The sequence below is a fragment of the Streptomyces venezuelae genome, from assembly GCF_008642295.1.
GTDB classification, from domain to species: domain Bacteria; phylum Actinomycetota; class Actinomycetes; order Streptomycetales; family Streptomycetaceae; genus Streptomyces; species Streptomyces venezuelae_C.
The window spans coordinates 749,547-766,250 of record NZ_CP029190.1 but is presented as its reverse complement, the minus strand read 5'-3'; the positions used below and the strand labels follow the sequence as shown (position 1 = coordinate 766,250).

Here is a 16,704-nt window from a genome sequence, read left to right as displayed (position 1 = left end):
TCGCACGGCGCCGGAGATCCAGGAGCACCCCATGTCAGGTCAGCAGATGGAACGGAGGCGCAGCCTCTTCCCCGACCTCACGGACTGGTTCGGAGTCGACTTCCCGCGCTTCCCGATGTGGCGGCCAGCCCTCGACGTCCACCCGATTGCCATCGAGGTGAGCAGGAACGACGGCACGTACACGCTCCGCGCCGAGATGCCCGGGATGGATCCGGAGAAGGACATCGAGATCACGGTCGACGGAGACATGCTCACCGTGAGCGCCGAGCACACCGAGAGCACGGAGGACAAGGACCACAGCGAGTTCCGCTACGGGTCCTTCCGCCGCAGCGTCCGCCTGCCCGGTCAGATCCCGTCCGAGGGGGTCGAGGCCGCGTACGAGGACGGCATCCTCACGGTCCGGATACCGATGGAGCCCGAACCACCCGCCGGCCGCCGCAGTGTCCCCATCACGCGGTCCCGGGGTACGGAGACGGGAGAGCCGGCATGACGGCGAAGAGGGTTCTGGTCGCCTATGGGAGCAAGCACGGCGCGACCGCCGGAATCGCGTCGGAGATCGGCAGGACCCTCCGCGAGGACGGCCTGGACGCCGTGGTGCTCCCGGCGGACGACGTGGACGACGTCCGCGGTTTCGACGCCGTCGTCCTCGGCGGGAGCCTGTACGCGGGCCGCTGGAGCGCCAAGGCGGTGCACTGCGCGGAACGCAACGAGCACTACCTCAAGCACCGTCCGGTGTTCCTGTTCAGCAGTGGCCCGGTCGACAGCTCCGCCGAGCAGCGCGAGATCCCGCCGGTCCCGGCCGTGGCCCGGCAGATGGAACGGCTGGGCGCCCGCGAACACGTCACTTTCGGAGGCAGCATCACCACGAGCACTCCCGGCCTCATCGCCAAGGCACTGGTCCACCACGGCAAGGGCGGCGACTTCCGCAACCCGGAGCGGATCCAGACCTGGGCCCACCACATCAGCAGCGAACTCGCCACGGCTGCCTGAACGGTCGCTCGATCTTCAGGTCCAGGAAATGGGCCGAGCACGAGATGCAGGGGTCGTGGTTGCGGACGGCCCGCTCGCACAGCCGGGTGAGTTCGGCCTCGGAGTCCTCGCCGCGGTCGAGTCCGCCTTGGACCAGGCGGCGCAGGTCCTCCTCGATGGCGCCCTGGTTCTGGGCGGTCGGCGGGACGATGCAGGCGTCGGTGATGCGGCCCTGGCCGTCGAGCGCGTAGTGGTGGTAGAGCAGGCCGCGTGGCGCCTCCGTGGCACCGTGACCGGCACCGGCCCGGGCGGGTACCTCCACGTGCGGGTGGGCCGGACGCTCGTACTCCGCGATGATGCGCAGGGCTTCCTCCACCGCGTACAGGACCTCCACGGCCCGGACGAGGATGCTCCGGTACGGGTTCCTGCAGACCTCGCCCCGTCCGGCGCCCGGCGCGGCCGACCGCAGCGGAGGGTCGCCGAGTCCGGCCTCCCGGGCCGCTGCCAGAGCCAGTGGGGACAGCAGGTGGCCATTGACCGCATAGCGGGCGAGGGAGCCGGTGAGATGCCTTCGGCCGTCCAGCCGGGAGTGCAGGGCAGTGGAATGGGGGACCTGCTCCTCGGTGACGTGGTCGCGAAAGTCCCGGAGAGGAAAGCTGCGCGGTGGCTCGTCGCCGTACGGGAGCACGGTGGGGACACCGGACTCGATGGCGTACGTGCCGGTCTCGGCGAGGGCCAGCAGGTCGGCGGTGCACTCGGCATCGGGGAAGTCGAAGCCCGCGACCCAGCGCACTGTGTCCCAGGCGTCGTCGAGGGCGGTACGCAGCCGCTCTGCCAACGGGCGCAGTTCCGCGCGGGTCGGGGTGCGGTGGAAACCGCCGAGACGGACGTTGACGGGGTGGATCGCGCGTCCCCCGAGCAGTTCGACGATGGCGTTGCCGGACTGCTTCAGGCGGAGTCCGCGCTCGACATGTGCCAGGTGGGAGCGGGACATGCTGATCATGTCGTCGTGGCCGAGGAAGTCCGGTGCGTGCAGCAGATGGATGTGGAGCGTCTGGCTCTCGATCCACTCGCCGCAGTACAGCAGGCGGCGCAGAGCGGCGAGTTGGCCGTCGACGACGGCGCCGCACGCGTTCTCGACGGCCCGGCAGGCGCTCAGCTGGTAGGCGACCGGGCAGATTCCGCAGATGCGCGAGGTGAGGTCGGGCGGCTCGGTGTGGGCGCGGCCCCGGAGGAAGGCTTCGAAGAACCTCGGTGGCTCGTAGATGTCGAGCCGGGCCTCGGTGACGGTGCCGTCGTGGATCCTGAGGTGCAGCGCGGCCTCGCCCTCGACACGGGTGAGGGCGGGGACGCGCAGGACCCGGGACCCGGTCACGGGCTCGCTCATACGGGGTCTTCCCCTTCTGTCGTGCCCGGCTCCTGCCCCGCCACGGCGGTGAAGGCGGTGACGTTGAAGGTGTGCAGGAACCTGCCGATGTCGTCGTCGCCCATCCCGTCGCGACGCAGGATCGGAAGGAGCGCGGGCAGGTTCGTGGTCCCTGCGGGTCCGAAGCAGCCGTAGCAGCCGCGTCCGTAGGTCGGGCACAGCGCTCCGCAGCCCGCATGGGTGACGGGGCCGAGGCAGGGTGTGCCGTGGGCGACGGTGACGCAGACGTTGCCGCGCCGCTTGCAGGCGAAGCAGACGGCGTGGTTCGGGATGCCGGGCTTGCGTCCGGCGAGGAAGGCGGTGATGACCTCGATGAGCTGACCCCGGTCGATGGGGCAGCCGCGCAGCTCGAAGTCGACGGGGACGTGGGCGGAGATCGGGGTGGAGGTCGCGAGGGTCTCGATGTAGTCGGGGCGGGCGTAGACCGTCGCCAGGTACTCCTCGACGTCAGCGTAGTTGCGCAGCGCCTGAACCCCTCCGGCCGTGGCGCAGGCGCCGATGGTGACGAGGTGGCGGGAGTCCGCGCGGATGCGTCGGACGCGTTCAAGGTGTTCGGGGGTGCTGACCGATCCCTCGACGAGCGCGAGGTCGTACGGGCCGGGCGCGATATCGCTGGACGCTTCCAGGAAGTGGGCGATCTCCAGTTCGCCGGCGATGCCGATCAGTTCGTCCTCGCAGTTGAGGAGGGTGAGCTGACAGCCGTCGCACGAGGCGAACTTGAACACGCCGAGCCGGGGGCGGTGGGGCGGCTGGGGTGTGGTGGGGGTACTCATCTCACAGTTCCCGTACGGTGAGCAGGGGCTCGGCCCGGTCGTAGCGGACCACCGGGCCATCGCGGCAGAGCAGCAGGGGCCCGAGCTGGCAGTGTCCGCAGTGGCCGGTGGCGCAGCGCATGTTGCGTTCGAGGGAGACCCGGATGCGGTCGGGGCGCACCCCCCGGTGGATCAGGGCACGGGCGGTCGCGCGGATCATGACCTCGGGGCCGCAGACGAAGGCGGTGGTGTTCGCCGGTGTGAACAGGGCCTCGTCGAGCAGCGTGGTGACGACTCCGACCCGGCCGGTCCAGTCACCGGAGGGCCGGTCGACCGTGGCGGCGCCGAACGGTCGTCCCCAGGCGGGGAACTCGTCCCGGTAGAGCAGGTCGCCGGGGGTCCTGGCTCCGGCGAGGACATTCAGCCGCCCATACGCATACGGCTCGGCCAGAACGCTGTCGATCAGAGGGCGCAGCGGGGCGAGTCCGATGCCGCCGCCGATGATCAGCAGATCCTGGCCGCGGGCCACGGCTGGGTCCCAGTTCGTGCCGAACGGGCCGCGCACACCGACCGCCGCGCCGGCCGGCAGGCCGCACAGCGCCCGGGAGACGGCTCCGACGGCGCGGACCGTATGCGCCAGCCGCTGCCCGCCCGGGAGCCGGGACACGGACACCGGGATCTCGCCGATGCCGAACGCATAGACCATCGCGAACTGCCCGGGCACGAAGGGGTTCAGAGCCTCTCCGGCCGGCTCCAGTACGAGCGTGACCGTGTCGTGCGTCTCTGCCCGGCGGTCCACCACACGATAGGGAAGGGGGACGAGCGTCATGGCGTCGGCCCACTCGCCTGCGATCCCTGCGGTCCGTACAGGTCGAGCAGCCGGGTCCGGGTGGCCCTGAGCCGGTCGCCGATGGTCTCGGCGACGACCGTGACCAGCGCCAGACCCAGCACCGGGTCCTCGGCGCACAGGTTCCTCACCGCGCCCGCGTCGAACTGCCAGGCGCGGACGGGCTCCCGGGTCTCGGCCCCCAGGTGCCACTGCTGAGGCGGGCACAGCCAGGACCAGCCGAGCAGGGCGCCCGCACCGACGGTCTCGACGACCGAGCGCCCGCGGCCGGGTACCTGGACGTCGAGTGCCACCGTGCCCGAGCGGATGATCCAGAAGCGGTCCGCCTTCTCGCCCTCCTCGAAGATCCGCGTGGCCCCCGGGAAAGCGGTCTCGCGGGCGAGGGCCATCAGCCGCCCATGGTGCTCCGCGGGCAGGGCGGCGAGTACTCCCACGTCCCGCTGCGGGGTCACGGCGCGCTCTCCCTCTGCGTTGCTTCCTGGTGCAGGGCGTGGGCCTCTTCGGTGAGGTCGATGCCGGTGGGGCACCAGACGATGCACCGTCCGCAGCCGACACAGCCGGAGCTGTCGAACTGGTCGTGCCAGGTGCCCAGCTTGTGGGTGAGCCACTGACGGTAGCGGCTGCGTGGGGTGGCCCGGACCGGTCCGCCGTGAAGAAGGGAGAAGTCCAGGTCGTAGCAGGAGTCCCAGCGGCGCCAGCGTTCGGCGTGATCGCCGGTCAGGTCGGTGACGTCCTCTGTGGTGGTGCAGAAGCAGGTGGGGCAGACCATGGTGCAGTTCCCGCAGCTCAGGCACCGGGCAGTGACGTCGTCCCAGCGCTCCGCCTCCAGGTTGTCGCGCATCAGTGTGCGCAGGTCCACGGGCGGCATGGACCGGCCCATACGTTCGGCTGCCGCGCCCACGGCGTCGGCAGCGGCGGTACGGGTGGGGGCGTCGGCGCTCCGGCGCGGGATCTCCGCGAGCACCGCGGCTCCCTCCGCGCTTCCGCTGCGGCACAGGAAGCGATGGCCGGCGTCGTCGACGACTTCGGTGAGGGCGAGGTCATACCCGGTGTCCGCGGCCGGACCCGTGCCCATCGACACGCAGAAGCAGGTGGCACCCGGTTCGGTGCACTCGACTGCGATCAGGAAGGCCCCGGTGCGCCGGGAGAGGTAGGCGGGATCGCGGTACCGGCCGCCGGACATCACGCGGTCCAGGATCCGAATGGCCCGCAGGTCACAGGGTCTCACGCCGAGGAACGCGTAGGAGACGGCCTGATGTCTCTCCTCGCGGACCGTGATCCCGCCGCCGGGACCGCGGTCCGCAGTCCACTGACGGACGCGTTCCGGATGCAGGAACGACTTCCACGACTGCGGTCCCGCGCTGTGCGCGAAGGCGGCCCCGTCCCCCCTCCGGTGCAGCCGGTACCGGCCCGCTTCCAGCTCCACGCCCCACCCATAGGGCAGCTCGTCGGCCGATTCCAGTTCGGCGAGGAGGATCGCGCCGTCGCGCACGGTGGGGCCGACCACGGTGAGGCCGCGCTGTTTCAGAGCACGTACGAGCGCGTCCAGACCGTCGCGGTCGAGCACCGCATCGGACTGGGGGGCGAGTGCCGCTCCGGCATCTGCGGCGTCGGTCATGGTGTGGCCTCCGTCTTCGCACGCCTCGGTCGTGGAGGAGGACCGGACCGTCCGCCGCAGACCACTGCACTCGGCCTGCCGTACAGGCGCGATCAACATGTGACAGCATGTCAGGTGCGAGGTCGTCGACCCGCGAAGCCGTCTGGCGTGTTCCGTCGGACGGGCCCGCCCTCGGGCCGCCGCCCGAGGGCGGGCCGGCGCTCACCCTGCCCCGAGGCCGCGCGCCCGAGCCTCGCTGTACTGCTCGACGTCCGCTTCGACCTGCCGAGCCAGACGGGGCACAGCGCACGCCACCGCAGGAGTGAGCCCCGTGCCCAGCGAACGGTCGGCTCCTTCGACCGCGTACACGATGAGGTGACCGGGAGCGCGTCCGAGCGCCTCGGCGAGACGCAACGCCTCGGCCGGACCGAGCCCGTGCGTGCTGTGCCGCCCCGGAGTGGCCGCGCCCAGATCATCGCCCGAGGCCGCACACCACCGATGCACCCGCCCGGGTACCGCGGAGGGGGGAAAGCAGGCGTCGACGAGGACGGTCAGCCCGGTGTTCTCCCAGAGGGTGATCAACCGGCCAGGGTCTCCGTCGCACTGCGCGAGAAGGGTGTCCGAAGGCAGCGGCCCCTGCGCGGCCCGGTCCCTCAGCAGGGAGACGACGGCCCACCCGACCCCGTCATCCCGCCGGAACTCGTTGCCGATCCCGATGACCGCCGTACCGGTTGGCCGCTTCATCGATCCCTGCTCCCGTGACCGGACGGCATCACCGTCCCGGCCTCCGCGACCTCAAGCGCTGGACAGCGACACGCGATCCGCCCCCGAGGCCAGTCGCCCGTCGTCGCCATCGTCGGCTACGGAGGCGATGGTGTGCCGCATCGACGCACCGGTCGCCTTCGCGGGGGCGGTCCTAGGACGCCCCGGCGGCAGGTGACGGGCGGGGCCCGGCAGCCGACGTCGGAGGCGCTCCCGCGCCGGACCACCTGTGGCCCACTCGCCCGCGGAGCGCGAGGGCTGTCCGGGGCCGGAAAGGGACCGTTCGGCCCTGGCGGCCGTCTGCGGCCCGTGGTGTGATGAAGGTGACGGGAGGAGTCCCGTGAGGATGCGGAGAAGCGGCTGACGGCCGTGCACCGCACGATCAGGATCCGCGAGAAGCGGGCGGACTCTTTCCGTCCATTCGTGTGTGCGGGCCGATTTCGTCCTGGGGGCCTGGAGGCTCCTCCAGCACGCTCCAGGCGATCGGGCCGAGCAGATCGGCCACCCTCCGGAAGACGTCCATCAGCAGGTCGTCCACTGTCAACATGCCCACGACACGCTGTCCGTCGAGAACGGGGAGCCGCCGGACACCGCTGTTGCGGAACGTTCGATAGGCGGCGTGGATGTCGTCGGCCACGTCGACGGTGACGGTCGGGGTGGTCATGACCTCCGCCACCGGCTCGTCGCGGTCGAGCCCTGGGGCCATCGCACGGACGGCTATATCACGGTCGGTGACGATGCCGCGCAGCACTTCGCCCTCCGTCACCACGAGGCAGCCGACGCCATGGATGTCCATCAGGCGGGCTGCCTCACCGATGGTCGTCGTGCCGTCGACGGACACTGCGGGCGCGGACATGGATGCGGACACGTTCATCGCCCAGCTCCTTCCCCATCACGCTCCATGGAGTTCACCGTAGATCGGGGCGCAAGGCCCGGCGAGGGCCGAGTGGACCCGCACGGCGGGCCCGCATGGCCCTGTGCGGCGCCGAACCGGCCGGGCACCACGACGTGCGGATACCGGTAGCCACTCCCGCAGGCTGCCGGGCGAAACAGCACGGCCTGAGCCGGCAGCCGGCGAGCGACCCGGTCGGCTCAGCGTCCCGTGCCGGTGTCGTCGGTCTCCCACGCGAGGTGCTCCGTGACCCGGACGACGCCGTCGACGGTTCGGCACAGCCGCTCGACGACGGGGACGAGGCTCCGGAAGCGCACCGCGCCGTGCAGGGTCACCTGCCCGTCCACCACCTCGACGGACACGGCGGTGGGCTCCAGGTGCAAGGTCCCGCCGAGGACATCCGCGGTGATCTCGTGGCGGATGGCGTCGTCGTCGCGCAGGAAGATCCGCAGCAGGTCGCCACGGGTGACGATGCCCACCAGCAGGTCGGCGTCGTCGACCACCAGTAGCCTCTTCACCTGCTGGCTCTCCATGAGACGGGCGGCCTCCGCCACCGTCCAGTCCGGCCGCGCGCAGACGGCCGGCGCCGACATCAGCTCCTCCGCCCTGGTGCCGGTGGCCTTGTCGCTCTCCCAGGGGTCGGGGTGTGGCAGGGAGCTGAACCAGTCGCCCTGGTCGGCGGTCTTCGGCAGCAGGTCGCTCTCGGAGATCACGCCAAGCGGGTGGCCGTCGTCGTCGGTGACCGCCACCGCGGACACCCTTTGCTCGCCGAGTGTCCGCACGATGTCCTTGAACGTCGCGCCCCGGGGAACCGTGACGACCTCGCGTGTCATCAGTTCGCCCACTTCTCTGTGCCTCACCGTGATCTCCTTCCGTCTCCCGCCGGGGGCGTCGCCGTCAGCCAGGCACCTGCGCGTGGAGACGGGACGCGACGCGCCATCCCCGCGCGGGGTCGATCCGGTGCGATTCGCGCGGCGGCGCACGTGTCACTCAGTGTGACGATCGGCTTTCGGTGTGGTTTCGCCCGGGTGTCCCTGGCCGTGGACCTGCGCGGCGATCACTGCCGCCTGGACCCGGCGTTCCACGCCCAGCTTGCCCAGCAGCCTGGAGATGTGATTCTTGACCGTCTTCTCCGAGAGGTAGAGCTGCTTGGCGATCTGGCGGTTGGTGAGGCCGTCGCCGATCAGTTCCAGGACTGCCCGTTCCCGCTCGGACAGGGTGGCGAGCCGGGCGTCCTCGGGGTCCTTGGCGGCTTCCGGGTCGCGTAGGGAGTGCATCAGGCGCGCGGTGGTGGCCGGGTCGAGCATGGACTGGCCGGTGGCCACCATCCGGACGGCGGAGACGAGATCCGAGCCCTTGATCTGCTTGAGTACGTATCCGGCCGCCCCCGCCATGATCGCGTCCAGCAGGGCGTCCTCGTCGTCGAACGAGGTCAGCATCAGGCAAGCCAGCTCCGGCATACGCGAGCGCAGTTCCCGGCAGACGGTGATGCCGTCGCCGTCGGGCAGCCGGACGTCGAGCACGGCGACGTCGGGACGGAGGGCCGGCCCCCGGGCCAGTGCCTGCTCCGCGCTGCCGGCCTCGCCCACGACGGTGATGCCGGGCTCGGCGTCGAGGAGGTCCCGCAGTCCACGGCGGACCACCTCGTGGTCGTCGAGGAGGAACACCTTGATCGGCACCTCGGGGGAGGCGCCGGGTACGTCCGACATGGTCGCCGCCTGATCCGGATCACGCTACGCACGCTTCCACCCGAATTGTCTCAGGAGAAGGGCGCTTCGCACCTTCGAACCGAGGCAGGCCCGGGGCTGCTCTTGCGGGCGGACGGTGCCCACGCCGGCCTACGCGTCGGCCGATACCGCCCCGCCGAGTTCCATCCGGACGTCGACGACCCCTTCGACGGCGCGGATGGCGCGGGCAAGGAGGGGAATCAGGGCCCGGTCGTGTACCGGTCCCCGGAGGGTGACGACACCCTCCTCCACGGTGAAGTCCAGCGGCACGCCGGGTGCGAGTTCGGTGAGCACGGCCTGGCGGATCTCCTCCGCCAGCTCCTCGTCGGGGCGCAGGAAGACCTTCAGCAGGTCGCTGCGGCTGACGACGCCCTCCAGCATGCCGATCCTGTTCACCACCGGCAGGCGCTTGACGTGCTTGCGGGCCATGATGCGGGCCGCCTCGGCGATGGTGGCGTCCGGGTGCACGGTGACCGCCGGACTCGACATCAGGTCCTCGGCGAGCACGCCACCCGCCTTGGCGGCCTCCTCCAGCTGGTCCGGGAGGTGGGGCTCCTCGCGGCGGAACTCCTCCTTCGGCAGCAGGTCGGCCTCGGAGACGACTCCGACGACGCGGCCCTCACCTTCCAGGACGGGAACCGCACTCACCTTCCATGCGTGCATCAGTTCGACGATCTCCTTGTAGGAAGCCTCGCGGCCGATGGCGATCGCGGTGTGCGTCATGACGTCACTGACGGTGTAGCGGGATGCGGGCATGACCGGCTCCTTCGCCGTGTTCGGTCATGGAACCTGCCGCTCCCGTGAGGTGCGTACAGGTTGGCTTGGACCCTTCCTCCATCTGAGCACCCGAGCACTTCCCGCACAGGGGCCCTGTGGGTCAGAGCGGAGGTCCGAGTGGCCCCTCGTCGGCGTGGCCGGGTGTGCTTCAGGGAGTCCACGATGGGGGAGGGCGAACATCCGGAGTGGCGCGGTTCGCATGCAGGCCCCTGCCCACAGCCTCACGAGAGGAGGCCGGTCATGGCACCGACGGTGGCGGAGCCGCGCGAGGTGCACGTTCTCCTCGCGGACGGGGCGACCGTGTCCGTCCGGCCGGTCCGGCCGGACGATCTGGCAGAGGTGGACGCGTTCTACGCCGGGATGTCGCCGGAGAACCTGCGCCTGCGCTTCTTCACGGCGAACCGGCGTTCGGCGGAGCAGTCGGCCGAGCGGGTCTGCCGTCCGGCTTCCCCAGGACGCAGGGCCCTGCTCGCCGAGGCGGGGGGCGAGGCGGTCGGGCTCGTCGAGTACGAGCGGCTGCCGGGCACCGATCACGGGGACCTGGCCCTGGCGGTCGCGGACCGCTGGCACCACCGGGGCGTGGGCACCGTGCTGCTCGAACACGCCGCTTCCGCGGCGAGGAACGACGGCATCACGGCGTTCGCGGCCGACGCCCTCTCGGAGAACCGTGACGTGCTCAAGGTCTTCGCGGACCTGGGGCTGAGCGTCACGCGGCACTTCGACGGGCCGGAGGTGCACTGCCTGGTGCGGCTGGAGGCGGACGAGACGTATCTGTCCGCCGTCGAGGCGCGCGGCCGGACGGCCGACGTCGCCAGCCTCCAGCCGCTGCTCAGGCCCCGGTCGGTCGTGGTCGTGGGGCCCGGCCGGCGGCCGGGCTCCGTCGGGCGCGCCGTCCTGAACAACCTGCGCCTGGGAGGCTTCAACGGCCGGCTGTTCGCCGTGCACCCGGTGGCGGCGGCCGTCCTCGGCGTGACCACGTACCGTTCCGTGTCCGACCTGCCACAGGCACCCGACCTCGCCGTCCTCGCCGTGCCGGCCGCAGCCGTGCCGACCGTCGCCGAGGAGTGCGGAAGGCACGGTGTGCGCGCACTGCTGGTGTTGTCGGCCGGCTTGGACCGCGAACACGGGCGCGGCCTGCTCACAGCGTGCCGCCGCCACGGGATGCGGCTCGTCGGCCCGAACTGCCTGGGCCTGGCCAACACCGAGGACGGCGTACGGCTGGACGCCACCTTCGCCGCCGACCTCCCCAGCCCCGGCACCGCCGGAGTCGCCGTCCAGTCCGGCGGCGTGGGCATCGCCCTGCTGACCGGGCTGTCCCGTCTGGGCATCGGGGTCTCGACCTTCGTGTCGCTCGGCGACAAGTACGACGTCAGCGGCAACGACATGCTCCAGTGGTGGGAGACCGACGGCCGGACCGATCTGGCACTGCTCCACCTGGAGTCGTTCGGCAACGCCCGCGCCTTCTCCCGTACCGCCCGCCGGGTCACCCGCCGCATTCCCGTCCTGACCGTCGACGCCGGGCGCACGGCGGTCGGCCGACGGGCAGCCGCCTCGCACACCGCCGCCGCGGCGACGCCCACCATGACCCGCCAGGCCCTCTTCCGGCAGGCCGGGGTCACCTCCACCCGCGGCATCGCCGAACTCCTCGGCACGGCCGCGTTCCTGCACTCACAGCCGCTCCCGGCCGGGCGCAGGGTCGCCGTCGTCTCCAACGCCGGCGGCACCGGCGTCCTCGCGGCGGACGCCGTGGTCGAGTCCGGACTGGTCGTACCGGTCCTGTCAGCAGAACTGACCAGGCGGCTCCTGGGCATCCTCCCCGGGGGTGCGACCGCCGCCAACCCGGTCGACACCACTGCGGCCGTCTCCGAGGCACAACTGCGCGACTGCCTGGTCGAGCTGATCGGCAGCGGCGAGGTGGACGCCCTGACCGTGTCCCTGGTCCCCACGGCAGTCGCCACCGCCACCGGGGACGACCTCACCCGCTCGGTCGTCCGCACGGCCGAGGAGCAGGCCTTTCCCGTCGCTGTCGTGCTTCCCGGTCAGACCGCCTCCGTCGGCTACCTCACGGGCCACCACGCCACCGTCCCCGCCTACGCCGATCCGCAGTCCGCGGCGCAGGCACTGGTGCATGCGGCCGATCGCACCGAGTGGCTCGCCCGCCCGACAGGAACCGTGGCCGATCTTCAGGCCATCGACCCCTCGCGCGCAGTCGAAGTCGTCACCGAATTCCTTTCCGCCCATCCCGACGGCGGCTGGGCGGACCCTGGTACATGTGCCGGTCTCCTGGACTGCTACGGCATCCCGCAGGTTCCGTGGGAGTGGGCGCACAACGAGTCGGACGCCGTCTCCGCCGCGCTCCGGTTCCGTGACGGGTACGGTGGCGCGGTGCTCAAGGCGTACTGGCCGGGCCTTGTCCACAAGAGCGAGGAACACGCCGTCCGGCTCGACCTCCAGGACGACGCCCAGGTATCGGCCGCCTACCGGGACCTGGCCGACCGCTTCCGCGGGAAGCTCGCCGGTGTCCTGGTGCAGCCCATGGCACGGCGCGGCGTCGAACTCTTCGCCGGTGTCGTGCAGGACGCGGTCTTCGGGCCCCTGGTGATGTTCGGCCTCGGCGGCACGGCGACCGAGGTGCTCGCCGACCACGCCGCCCGGCTCGCGCCACTCACCGACCAGGACGTCCACGACCTGGTGAGCGCACCACGCTGCGCCCCGCTGCTCTTCGGCCACCGCGGTGCGGAACCGGTCGACCTGGATGGCCTCGGCCAACTACTGCTGAGGCTGTCCCGGATGGCGAACGACCTGCCACACATCACCGAAGCTGACCTCAACCCCGTCATCGCGCGCCCTGACGGCATGGACATCGTCGACGTCCGCATGCACCTGGAGCCGTCCCGGCCGTTCGACCCGTATCTTCGCCGCCTTCGCTGAACTGCGTCATCAGGAGGCGAGCCCCGCCGAGGAGGTGAACGGTGATCATGCCGACGTACGACGGCCCTCCGCTTCCGGCTCCCGAGCTCCCTCCGACCCACCTGAAGCCGCGAGGTCGTGTGCGCTGACCTGCTGGTTCGTATGGACGGGGGCTGGGCGCAGTGCTTGCGCCCAGCCGGTGTCCGATGGGAGACCGTTCAGGCGCGGTTCCGGGAAGCCGCCAGGGCCTCCTTGACCTCGCGCGCCACACGGGCGGCGTGGTCGGGGTTGTTGACCACGTCTGTGTGGGTCATGTCGATGGTCAGGACCTCGCTGGCGGAGTAGTGCTCGTGGACCCAGTTGTCGTAGCCGGACCACAGGGTGCGGTAGTACTCGACGAGGCTCTCGTCCTGCTCGAAGTCGCGGGCTCGCAGCCCTATGCGGTGGAGCACGGTCTCGAAGTCGGCCTTGAGGTAGACCATGAGATCGGGTGCCTTGCGGTACGGCAGGCCGTCGATCTCGCGCATCATCTCGCTCAGCAGGCCCTCGTACACCTGCATTTCCAGGGTGCTGATCCGGCCCAGGTCGTGGTTGACCTTGGCGAAGTACCAGTCCTCGTAGATGGACCGGTCCAGGACGTTGTCGTCCTGCTTGTACGCCTCCTTGATCGCGGCGAACCGGGTCTGCAGGAAGTAGAGCTGGAGCAGGAAGGGGTAGCGCTTCGCCTCGATCTCCTCGGGGCTCGCCGTGTAGAAGAGCGGCAGGATCGGGTTGTCCTCCACGCTCTCGTAGAAGACCGTGCTGCCGAGCTCCTTGGCAAGGAGCTCGGCCACGCTCGTCTTGCCGATCCCGATCATGCCTCCGACGCAGATCACTGGCATTCCTCACTTCTCCCTGGGGGCTTGGCGTTCGGGGGCGGGCAAGCCGGTGGTGCCGCCCCGATGAGATGCACGCCGGCGTTCGCCTGTCGGCCGGGAGCTCTCGTGATCAGCGTCTGTGGTCCCGCCGCGACCATGGCCGCGGCGTGGGCGGCCCTGTCACAGCGGCCTGATGATCGAGTCATCTTATGCCGCGTCTCCTCGTGCCAGCTACGCGCCGAGGGCGTACGCCGTGGAGCCGCCTATGCCGCGCAAGGCGGCACGGAGGTTGTCGTGCGGTCGTTCGGTGGCGGTGGCGGTGGCGGTTACGCCGCTTGAGCGGAGTGGGGTCCGGCGCACCCCTTCCGGTGCCGGCTACGGGCGGTTCCCGGCACCCATGCGCAAAGCGAATGCGTGGGTTCCAGTGGCAGTTGCCGGGCTCCATGCTGCAGACCATGACAGCGGGAAGCGGTAGGCCTTTCCGAAGCGGGCGCTCCGACTCGCGGCACGTGGTTCTCTGCCGCTCACGATTGCAGGCCAGTGACGGATTCACACCGGCTTGCCCCACTTGGTAGGCATTCAGTTGTCATCCACGGGTCAGTGGAACGGCCGCAACCCGAGGCCCGGAGTGCCGCCGGCAGGGCAGACGCGCCGACTCCTGTCAGCCGGACGGGGTGACCGCGCGAGCGACCCTGACCGCGTCGGCTGTCGCCCGGACATCGTGGACCCGCACAGCCCAGGCGCCCTGGTAGGCGGCGATGGCCGACAGGGCAGCGGTGGCGGCGTCCCGCCCGTGCGCGGGTGGCGGGGTGCCGTTCACGTCTGTCAGGACGTGGCCGAGGAACCTCTTCCGGGATCCGGCTACCAGGACGGGACGGCCCAGTGCACACACCTCGCCGAGTCCTGCCACAAGAGCGAGGTCGTGCTCGGCGCGTTTGGCGAAGCCGAGTCCCGGGTCGATCACCAGGCGTTCCGGCGGAATGCCGGCGGTCACGACGGCCTCGACACGGGCGCCGAGTTCCGCGACGACCTCGCCGACCACGTCGCCGTAGACCGCACGGCTGTTCATGTCGTGGCTGAACCCGCGCCAGTGCATCACGACGAAGGGGACGCCGCAGGCCGCGACGGCCGGGACCATGGCGGGATCGGCGAGGCCGCCGCTGACGTCGTTGACCAGGACCGCGCCGGCATCCACCGCCCGTGCCGCGACGGAGGAGCGCATGGTGTCGACGGACACAAGGACGCCTTCGGCCGCCAGATCCCGCACCACGGGGACGACGCGGCGCAGTTCCTCGTCCTCGTCGACGCGGGCGGCGCCGGGACGGGTCGACTCACCTCCCACGTCCACCAGGTCGGCCCCCTCGGCCACGAGGTCCAGCCCGTGCTTGACGGCCGTACTCGCCTCGAACCACCGGCCGCCGTCGGAGAACGAATCGGGGGTGACGTTCACGACGCCCATGACCGCGCACCGGTCCCAGTCCGGCAACCCCGCGATGGAGCCGTGCCGCCGGTGGCCGTCGGAGTTCACGGCGACACCTCCGTCCGGTGGACGAGATGGCGCCGGTACGCCTCGGTGGTGAAGAAGGCGGGCAGTTCGCGGGCCACCAGCGTCTGTTCGAGGATCGTGCGCGCTTCGGCGACCAGGGCGCCTGGCTGCTCCCGGGCCAGGGAGGCGGATACTGCGTCGATCAAGGCGAACAGGTCCTCGTGGGAGATCAGGCGGTGCCGGAGCCACTGCCACAGCCGGGCACGCGCGATCTCGGCGGTGGCCGTGTCCTCCGGCAGCCCGGCGGGGGCGACCGCACCCCGTCCTTGTAGCCACGCGTCGAAGTACCGCAGCGCGACGGCCACGTTCAAGCGGACCTCCTCGGTACTCGGCGGCAACGCGGACCGGCGTACGGACAGCAGATCGGCGGCGCGTACCTGCACGTCGTCGAGCGTGCGGTGCATCTGGTGGGGGCCACCGCCGAGCCGGCGGTCGAAGACCTCGCGGCAGACGGGCACCAGGGCGGGGTGGGCGACCCAGGAGCCGTCGAACCCTGCCCGGGCCTCGTATTCCTTGTCGGCAATGATCTTCTCCGGCACGACCCGTTCGGCTGTCACGTCCCTGCCCCTGCCCGGGAGTTGTGCGGCCACGCCGCCGATCGCGTGTGCTCCGCGACGGTGGCAGGTGCGGACGAGGAGTTCGCAGTACGCCCGCATGAAGGGGGCGGTCATGGCGGTCTCGGTGCGGTCGGGCAGCAGGAACCGGGCCTGGTGCCCGAAGGTCTTGACCAGACTGAACAGATAGTCCCAGCGCCCCGCATTGAGACCGGCGCCGTGTTCGCGCAGTTCGTAGAGGATCTCCTCCATCTCGAACGCGGCGGTGACCGTCTCGATGACGGCGGTGGCCCGGATCGTGCCGCGCGGGACGCCCAGGAGCTCCTGGGCGAGCAGGAACACGTCGTTCCACAGCCGGGCCTCGTGGCGGTTCTCCAGCTTGGGGAGGTAGAAGTACGGGCCGGAACCGAGGTCGGTCTGCCGCTGCGCGCAATGGAAGAAGTACAGGCCGAAGTCGACCAGCGAGGCGGGCAGCGGGCGGTCGGCGACCGTGAGGTGTTCCTCGTCCAGGTGCCAGCCGCGAGGCCGCACCATGATGGCGGGGAGGTCTGTTCCCAGCCGGTGTTCCCGGCCCTTCGGGGTGGTGAAGTCCCTAGGCCGCCGGGACACGTCCAGCAGGGTCAGCTGGCCGCCGACGATGTTCTCCCAGAGCGGGGAGGCGGCGTCCTCGAAGCAGGCCATCCACACCCGGGCGCCGGAGTTGAGCGCGTTCACGGCCATCCGGGGGGTGGGCGGGCCGGTGATCTCCACACGGCGGTCGGTCAGGCCCGGGGCCGGCGGCGCGACCCGCCAGTGGGGGTCTTCCCGCACACCCGATGTCGCGCGGGGGAAGTCCAGCGGGGATCCCGAGACGAGGCGGTCGCTGCGATGGCGGCGAGCGGTGAGGATCTCCCGGCGGCGTCCGGCGAAGGCATCGTCGAGCAGTGCCAGGAAGTCGAGTGCCGCGGGGGTGAGGATCTCGTCGTGCCGGTCGCCCGGTGGACCGAGAACCTTGACGCGGCGGGGTACCTGAGTGGGCATGGTGTCCTTCTGCGAATGTGGCGGCCTTCGCGGAGCCGCTGGCCCGCGGATGCCGTCCGTGTGCCGGG

Annotated in this window: 16 protein-coding genes; 3 read left to right on the top strand and 13 right to left on the bottom strand. The window is 71.1% G+C overall.

Annotated elements, in window-relative coordinates:
* Nucleotides 1-31 precede the first annotated feature (31 nt).
* Together DEJ50_RS03490 and DEJ50_RS03485 are read left to right on the top strand one after the other, a co-directional pair.
* Nucleotides 32-490, top strand: coding sequence for an Hsp20/alpha crystallin family protein (locus tag DEJ50_RS03490; protein WP_223837569.1), 459 nt, complete (start codon nucleotides 32-34; stop codon nucleotides 488-490).
* Nucleotides 487-990: a flavodoxin domain-containing protein gene (locus DEJ50_RS03485; protein ID WP_150205923.1), complete on the top strand. Its 504-nt coding sequence runs from the start codon at nucleotides 487-489 to the stop codon at nucleotides 988-990. Before DEJ50_RS03490 ends, DEJ50_RS03485 begins: the two co-directional genes overlap by 4 nt.
* Here DEJ50_RS03485 and DEJ50_RS03480 read toward each other — a convergent pair.
* The 10 genes from DEJ50_RS03480 to DEJ50_RS03435 form a co-directional block, all read right to left on the bottom strand.
* Entirely contained in the window at nucleotides 962-2,356 is a 1,395-nt protein-coding gene (locus tag DEJ50_RS03480) for a Ni/Fe hydrogenase subunit alpha (RefSeq protein ID WP_150205922.1), read from the bottom strand. The two genes, DEJ50_RS03485 and DEJ50_RS03480, sit on opposite strands and share 29 nt — an antisense overlap.
* Complete coding sequence (locus tag DEJ50_RS03475) at nucleotides 2,353-3,168, bottom strand: oxidoreductase (RefSeq protein ID WP_150205921.1); 816 nt, start codon at nucleotides 3,166-3,168, stop codon at nucleotides 2,353-2,355. The genes DEJ50_RS03480 and DEJ50_RS03475 overlap by 4 nt, the downstream gene beginning before the upstream one ends.
* A gap of 1 nt (nucleotide 3,169) precedes the next feature.
* Nucleotides 3,170-3,976 (bottom strand): FAD/NAD(P)-binding protein, encoded by an 807-nt coding sequence (locus DEJ50_RS03470; protein WP_150205920.1) that lies wholly within the window; start codon nucleotides 3,974-3,976, stop codon nucleotides 3,170-3,172.
* A complete protein-coding gene (locus DEJ50_RS03465; RefSeq protein WP_150211863.1) occupies nucleotides 3,973-4,383 on the bottom strand; it encodes a cyclic nucleotide-binding domain-containing protein in 411 nt (136 codons plus the stop codon). The genes DEJ50_RS03470 and DEJ50_RS03465 overlap by 4 nt, the downstream gene beginning before the upstream one ends.
* 59 nt (nucleotides 4,384-4,442) lie before the next feature.
* Nucleotides 4,443-5,612: a 4Fe-4S dicluster domain-containing protein gene (locus DEJ50_RS03460; protein ID WP_150205919.1), complete on the bottom strand. Its 1,170-nt coding sequence runs from the start codon at nucleotides 5,610-5,612 to the stop codon at nucleotides 4,443-4,445.
* Nucleotides 5,613-5,813: 201 nt separating this feature from the next.
* Complete coding sequence (locus tag DEJ50_RS03455) at nucleotides 5,814-6,335, bottom strand: hydrogenase maturation protease (protein WP_150205918.1); 522 nt, start codon at nucleotides 6,333-6,335, stop codon at nucleotides 5,814-5,816.
* Between the two features lie 400 nt (nucleotides 6,336-6,735).
* Entirely contained in the window at nucleotides 6,736-7,227 is a 492-nt protein-coding gene (locus DEJ50_RS03450; RefSeq protein ID WP_150205917.1) for a CBS domain-containing protein, read from the bottom strand.
* Nucleotides 7,228-7,445: 218 nt separating this feature from the next.
* A complete protein-coding gene (locus tag DEJ50_RS03445; RefSeq protein ID WP_150205916.1) occupies nucleotides 7,446-8,105 on the bottom strand; it encodes a CBS domain-containing protein in 660 nt (219 codons plus the stop codon).
* A gap of 126 nt (nucleotides 8,106-8,231) precedes the next feature.
* Nucleotides 8,232-8,954, bottom strand: a complete 723-nt coding sequence (locus DEJ50_RS03440) for a response regulator (protein WP_150205915.1) — start codon at nucleotides 8,952-8,954, stop codon at nucleotides 8,232-8,234.
* Between the two features lie 129 nt (nucleotides 8,955-9,083).
* Complete coding sequence (locus DEJ50_RS03435; protein ID WP_150205914.1) at nucleotides 9,084-9,728, bottom strand: CBS domain-containing protein; 645 nt, start codon at nucleotides 9,726-9,728, stop codon at nucleotides 9,084-9,086.
* Between the two features lie 261 nt (nucleotides 9,729-9,989).
* Here DEJ50_RS03435 and DEJ50_RS03430 point away from each other — a divergent pair, with 261 nt between their 5' ends.
* Nucleotides 9,990-12,680: a bifunctional GNAT family N-acetyltransferase/acetate--CoA ligase family protein gene (locus tag DEJ50_RS03430; protein WP_150205913.1), complete on the top strand. Its 2,691-nt coding sequence runs from the start codon at nucleotides 9,990-9,992 to the stop codon at nucleotides 12,678-12,680.
* Between the two features lie 197 nt (nucleotides 12,681-12,877).
* Here the strand turns inward: DEJ50_RS03430 and DEJ50_RS03425 are convergent, their stop codons facing one another.
* The 3 genes from DEJ50_RS03425 to aceB all read right to left on the bottom strand — a co-directional run bounded on the left by DEJ50_RS03425 (nucleotide 12,878) and on the right by aceB (nucleotide 16,636).
* Nucleotides 12,878-13,540 (bottom strand): deoxynucleoside kinase, encoded by a 663-nt coding sequence (locus tag DEJ50_RS03425; protein ID WP_150205912.1) that lies wholly within the window; start codon nucleotides 13,538-13,540, stop codon nucleotides 12,878-12,880.
* A gap of 637 nt (nucleotides 13,541-14,177) precedes the next feature.
* A complete protein-coding gene (folP, locus tag DEJ50_RS03420; RefSeq protein ID WP_150211862.1) occupies nucleotides 14,178-14,975 on the bottom strand; it encodes a dihydropteroate synthase in 798 nt (265 codons plus the stop codon).
* A gap of 65 nt (nucleotides 14,976-15,040) precedes the next feature.
* Nucleotides 15,041-16,636 carry a malate synthase A gene (gene aceB / locus DEJ50_RS03415; RefSeq protein WP_150205911.1) on the bottom strand — a complete coding sequence of 532 codons (1,596 nt, stop codon included), beginning with the start codon at nucleotides 16,634-16,636 and terminating at the stop codon, nucleotides 15,041-15,043.
* Nucleotides 16,637-16,704: the final 68 nt, after the last annotated feature.

Coding starts and splice junctions, on each gene's coding strand:
- DEJ50_RS03490 (WP_223837569.1), top strand. CDS start 32: ATGTCAGGTCAGCAGATGGAACGGAGGCGCAGCCTCTTCCCCGACCTC.
- DEJ50_RS03485 (WP_150205923.1), top strand. CDS start 487: ATGACGGCGAAGAGGGTTCTGGTCGCCTATGGGAGCAAGCACGGCGCG.
- DEJ50_RS03480 (WP_150205922.1), bottom strand. CDS start 2,356: ATGAGCGAGCCCGTGACCGGGTCCCGGGTCCTGCGCGTCCCCGCCCTC.
- DEJ50_RS03475 (WP_150205921.1), bottom strand. CDS start 3,168: ATGAGTACCCCCACCACACCCCAGCCGCCCCACCGCCCCCGGCTCGGC.
- DEJ50_RS03470 (WP_150205920.1), bottom strand. CDS start 3,976: ATGACGCTCGTCCCCCTTCCCTATCGTGTGGTGGACCGCCGGGCAGAG.
- DEJ50_RS03465 (WP_150211863.1), bottom strand. CDS start 4,383: ATGGCCCTCGCCCGCGAGACCGCTTTCCCGGGGGCCACGCGGATCTTC.
- DEJ50_RS03460 (WP_150205919.1), bottom strand. CDS start 5,612: ATGACCGACGCCGCAGATGCCGGAGCGGCACTCGCCCCCCAGTCCGAT.
- DEJ50_RS03455 (WP_150205918.1), bottom strand. CDS start 6,335: ATGAAGCGGCCAACCGGTACGGCGGTCATCGGGATCGGCAACGAGTTC.
- DEJ50_RS03450 (WP_150205917.1), bottom strand. CDS start 7,227: ATGAACGTGTCCGCATCCATGTCCGCGCCCGCAGTGTCCGTCGACGGC.
- DEJ50_RS03440 (WP_150205915.1), bottom strand. CDS start 8,954: ATGTCGGACGTACCCGGCGCCTCCCCCGAGGTGCCGATCAAGGTGTTC.
- DEJ50_RS03435 (WP_150205914.1), bottom strand. CDS start 9,728: ATGCCCGCATCCCGCTACACCGTCAGTGACGTCATGACGCACACCGCG.
- DEJ50_RS03430 (WP_150205913.1), top strand. CDS start 9,990: ATGGCACCGACGGTGGCGGAGCCGCGCGAGGTGCACGTTCTCCTCGCG.
- DEJ50_RS03425 (WP_150205912.1), bottom strand. CDS start 13,540: ATGCCAGTGATCTGCGTCGGAGGCATGATCGGGATCGGCAAGACGAGC.
- folP (WP_150211862.1), bottom strand. CDS start 14,975: ATGGGCGTCGTGAACGTCACCCCCGATTCGTTCTCCGACGGCGGCCGG.
- aceB (WP_150205911.1), bottom strand. CDS start 16,636: ATGCCCACTCAGGTACCCCGCCGCGTCAAGGTTCTCGGTCCACCGGGC.